Source organism: Bradyrhizobium altum (genome assembly GCF_020889705.1).
GTDB classification, from domain to species: Bacteria; Pseudomonadota; Alphaproteobacteria; order Rhizobiales; family Xanthobacteraceae; genus Bradyrhizobium; species Bradyrhizobium altum.
The window spans coordinates 1-4,508 of the sequence record NZ_JACMYP010000427.1 but is presented as its reverse complement, the minus strand read 5'-3'; the positions used below and the strand labels follow the sequence as shown (position 1 = coordinate 4,508).

The following is a 4,508-nucleotide window of genomic DNA, read 5'->3' as shown; positions in this document are numbered from 1 at the left end:
GCTCCCTGGGCCAGCAAGGGCATATGCAAAAAAAAGCGCCCCACCCTTTCGGATGGGGCGCTACGGCGGCCGGACTTGGGGTCAAAGGCCAGGCTGGGCCGCCGAATCAATTCGGCTATCATAGCGTAACCAGGGGCGGCTGCGAGATGCTGCTTTGATGCTGATGAGCGACGCTGATTAAGATTTTCGCGATGGACGACGCCGGTCCGAGGCGCCATAGCCCATCCAAGCGCATCGGCGCGATCAACAACTCCATCATGGGCTCCCCCACCCGGGGCCCTGATAATTCGTCCTCCAAGAAGTTCGAGGACCATTGCTGACGATGTCCGTCAGCAAGAGGACGGGACAATTGCGGCATACTGGCCCCCCATTTTCGTCGCGGCGAGTTCAACCAAGCGTCATTCTGTTCCGATTCAACGAGCAGCTGTTGGTTGTTGGCCAAGCACAGAGATCGCGTCGATGGCGCCGAGTAGAACACTTGGCCAGTTGGCCGACCGTGAAGCACGCAAGTTGCTGCCGGATCAGGCGTTCTCAGCAGCGTCCACGGCGGCCATTGAACACATCGATCTGCCTAAATTAATCTGCCGGCGGCAAGGGCAAGAGGACAGGCTTTTACGGGCCACGACAACTCAGCGATAGAATCATGTTCGGACGGTCCGTCGCAGAACGATCCTTGTAAGCTTCATTCTGGTGACGCAAGAGGGACACCAATGCCACCTCCCATGAGCCCCAGTCCCCGACGAGGCCTACTCCTTCCCACCGCCGCTTAAGTGCGACATCTCGACTTCGCACATAACATCTATCCATTTAGAAAAAGCCATGCGCTTGAACGATTGGTAACAGCTCGTGATAGTTGTGGATGATGTGGTCCGGCTTCGCTGCCCGCAAGCGCGCTTCGGAAACAAATCCGCCGGTGATGGATATGCTTATCAGTCCAAGGCTTCGCGCAATGTTGGTTTCCACTGGCATATCCCCGATGATGAAAGTTGAGTCAGGCTTTAAATCATTCTCCTCCATGTACCGCCGAAGCCGCTCCCCTTTGCTCATCGTTTTATACTGGGTGAGACGGCTTTCAAAAGCCAGGACGTCATTGAAGTAGCGGTCGATTCCGAGCCTTCGCAATTGAGCAACAAGGGGCGCGACTATATGGTTGCTCACGATGATGGACGAAGCCGCTTCTTGGCGCAGCAATTCCAGCATTGTGCGCGCACCTACGCGTAACTCTGCTTTGTCGGCTAGCGGCTCGTAGGTGTCATGGAAGATTGCGCCGCCATCGCGATCTACCGCTGCGACTTCCGCTTCTGACATCCCGACATTTCGGAAAAGAATGGACAGTGGGACATCGCAATGATCCCGAAAGGTATCCAGATCGATCGTCGGGCGTCCGAAGCGCTCCAAGATAGTGTTGGTCGTTTGCAGTAGCGCCTGGGCATCGTCAAGCAACGTGCCATTCCAATCAAAAACAAGAGCTGGCTTCATGATTCGGGCCTCAGGCAGCGCTATAGTGGTCGGCCATGAGATTATGCAGGTCTCTATTTGCGCGCCTTTGCCCCGCAGGAGTTGGCATTTCGAATGTAAAGGGCGACAAATCTATTCCCTCGCTCTCCCGCGGCAGCAAGGATGTGAGACGCGGGAAGGGCAAGTAGGTCACGGTTGCCGCGTTGATCGAGACCGCGATTCTTGCTTCGATGGTTTTGAGGACGTGCGGCTCGATATCTTTAAATAGTAAGCTTTGCTTCCGCTGTTGAGCGGACAGCCTCTTCCATGTCCGCCAGAAGGCCAGTTCATCGATGGTCTCAATATTCACGCCGTAGTAATTTGGAGCCACGATAGGCGGTGAGCCGATTCCCCAATGGACAGCTTTGACACCCGCAGCAAGAAGCATATTCGTTACGGTCCGACTGGTATCGCCACGAATGAGGGCTTCATCGGCAATGAGTATCGTGCGTTTTTCGACGTCAGTCGAAGCCAGACGGTATTTGTGAGCGATACGACGCTTGCGCTCACTACTTGGGCCGATGAGAGTTCGCTCAGAGATTTTAGTCTCGATGACTTCACGCCGTTCGGCGCTAATCCCACGTGCTACGAGAGATGCGAATAAGCCGTCAGCGTAGGGCCCTCCAGTATGAGGCATGGACGAGATGATGATTGGAGCGGCGTCCGGCTCCGCAGGAAGCTGACGCGCAATAAGGTCCCCCAGCGAGAAGCCAATGCTGAAACGAGTTTCGAGGTGAGATCGCCCCTGGATCGACGTATCCGGACTCCCGAGGTAAAGCGCTTCGTAGGCGCAAAGCTTGGCGGCACGTCGAGAATCGCCGACAGAACGATCGAGACAATCTCCGTTTTTTCCGTCCACATATTTGATGTAGCCCGGCACGATTTGGTCAGACTTGCCCCGAAGTCCGGCAAAGGCGCAATTTTCCGAAGCAAAGAGCAAGAATCCATCGTCCGTCTGCATGAACTCCAAAGGACGCAGACCATATCTATTGCGGAACGCAATCAGATTTCCTTCGGCGTCCAGCAAAAGCGCACTGATAGCGCCATCTATGCGCTCATCAATCTCACGAAAGACGTTCTCATAGTCGACCCGGAGGCCTTGCCGCCAAAAATCTCTTTCACAAATGTGTTCAACTAGTTTGGGCAACGGTTCGGCATCCGTCCGACCGAGGGTGTGACCTTGGGCAGCCAGTTCTGCTCTTAACTCAGGGGCGTTTGCTAACGCTCCGTCCAAAAACATTGTCAGTTGATGCGTGTTGGCCTTACGATTGCGGGCTGGTTGATCGTCGCTCTCACCGTCTCTGCGAGTTCGACCGCGAATATGAGCGATGGCAACATGTGGATTGAACTCCAGGTCCTGCTCGTCGTTGTCGATCGCACTCAGTTCATGTGACGGCTGAGACGCGCGTTTATATCGAATGCCTTTGTTGTGCATGAAGGCGGCGACGCCGACTCCTGCCTGTCCGCGGAGTGCGAGCTTCGGAAGCATGTGCGCTAGTCGATCATAAACCGTCTGGTGGGAATTGCTCCAAGGCAAGAGAAAGGCGGCAGCGATACCTGACATGCTGGCTAACTTTCATGTAGCGTCCGTGTCCCGAGCCCATCATAAGGCGGACGTGTCCCACCGATCCGAGAAGACATGGTCCTGCCCCTAAGCAAGCTTCGTACCACGCTTAGCAAATCGAACAGACCATCAAACCGACGGGTGTCAGGTCCGAGCTCTCTCAATCTCTATGGCTGGACAACTGAGCTGGCTGTTTCGCGACAATCTGTCTGAAGCGCGACGAACCTTGTGTGAGAAATAGCAAGCTAAAGCGTGCTATCATTCGTGTCGCAGCCCGCGACGATCGCCCCGCTCGCGCTGACTGATGCGGTGAGGCTGCGCACCTCTCTTCGCCTGAATGCCAATTTCCGCAGCACGATCTCTGAACCAGGATCTCGATCGCGCCGACAACAGCAGCTGAAAGCCCCTGACGCCGCTCCAAGCCCTGTTGGGTTGCTGTTAGGTTCAGCTGTGGTCCGGTTAGCCTGACCAACAATCATTTTACTTTGTGCTTGCGCCGGAATAAGTGAGAAGCCGCCGGTCACGGATAAAGATCGCTGCCGAATTTCACCGACAGCGGCTCAAGTCTAGGGAGAAAGGACACGTACTGGGCTGCCAGCGGAGCGGTCCAATCGGGCGGTCGATGGGGCGAGACCCTCTGAGCAAAATCCTGCTCTGCACGTTCAGATGTTCTTCGGGTTTGTGGTCGCATTGCCTTTTGAGGCCGCAATCCTTTATTCTGCTCCGAACGGCACTTCGGGAAAGCCAAGTCCATGATGATTGATTGATATCATGCCGCATTGAAGGGGTGGCTAGCTCGCTTGGCTCACGAATTTGGTGTTGAGGTATCCCTCGATAGCTTCGAGCCCGCCTTCAGAACCTCCGTGCAGCTTGCCGGGGTCTTGCGATGCGCTTCATGCGAGCCGGCCATTCCGGCCCGCTGCTGTAAAGGATCGCCAGGTGTCGCTTGACGACGTCGATACTGGCCCGGCCGCCCAGTTGGCCGGCGAGTATCTTCAATATTGACAATTGAAACCTCACGCGCGCACGCAACCGACTCAATGAAAGCCGACAATACTGACGAGTCCCGAAATAGCATATCGCCTTTCGGACGGAAACATTGCCGGGTAAGGCTAACGAAGCGATGAGGCTGGTCTTTCGCAGAGTTGGCCGCGAACTCTGCCGCTTGCAGCCTGGATCGCGTGGTTCGCCGTGACCGCTGCAGCGTTCAGTGCATAGGTGAGCGATCGATCGCTACCTTGTAGTTGCCGGAGATCTCTGCAAAGCGCCTGCTATCTCCGCGGAAGAAACCAGCTCTCAGTGGAGGCCAGGCATTCCCCGCGGCTCCCGCTTCTTCGATCAAGCCCGCTAGCGGACTTTCGGCGCGCTGGTGTTTCCACCAGAAGCGTCCCGGAGGGCCCCAGATGTGGTCACCGTCGCGTTTGGCGCGCAGATCCGCGAAGGTCAG

General features: G+C 56.0%; 3 protein-coding genes. All 3 read right to left on the bottom strand.

The window, feature by feature from the left end; all coding sequences use genetic code 11:
* Window positions 1–807: 807 nt before the first annotated feature.
* Complete coding sequence (locus tag H8B02_RS45490; RefSeq protein WP_229172245.1) at window positions 808–1,479, bottom strand: HAD family hydrolase; 672 nt, start codon at window positions 1,477–1,479, stop codon at window positions 808–810.
* A 10-nt stretch (window positions 1,480–1,489) separates the two neighbouring features.
* On the bottom strand, window positions 1,490–3,061 hold the full coding sequence (locus tag H8B02_RS45485) for an amidophosphoribosyltransferase (protein ID WP_229172244.1): 1,572 nt from the start codon (window positions 3,059–3,061) through the stop codon (window positions 1,490–1,492).
* Window positions 3,062–4,268: 1,207 nt separating this feature from the next.
* Window positions 4,269–4,508, bottom strand: a 240-nt coding sequence (locus tag H8B02_RS45480) for a hypothetical protein (RefSeq protein WP_229172243.1), incomplete at its 5' end; no start/stop codon positions are given.

What these genes read in the sequence shown, in the direction of transcription:
- H8B02_RS45485 (WP_229172244.1), bottom strand. Translation starts at nt 3,061, where the DNA reads ATGTCAGGTATCGCTGCCGCCTTTCTCTTGCCTTGGAGCAATTCCCAC.
- H8B02_RS45490 (WP_229172245.1), bottom strand. Translation starts at nt 1,479, where the DNA reads ATGAAGCCAGCTCTTGTTTTTGATTGGAATGGCACGTTGCTTGACGAT.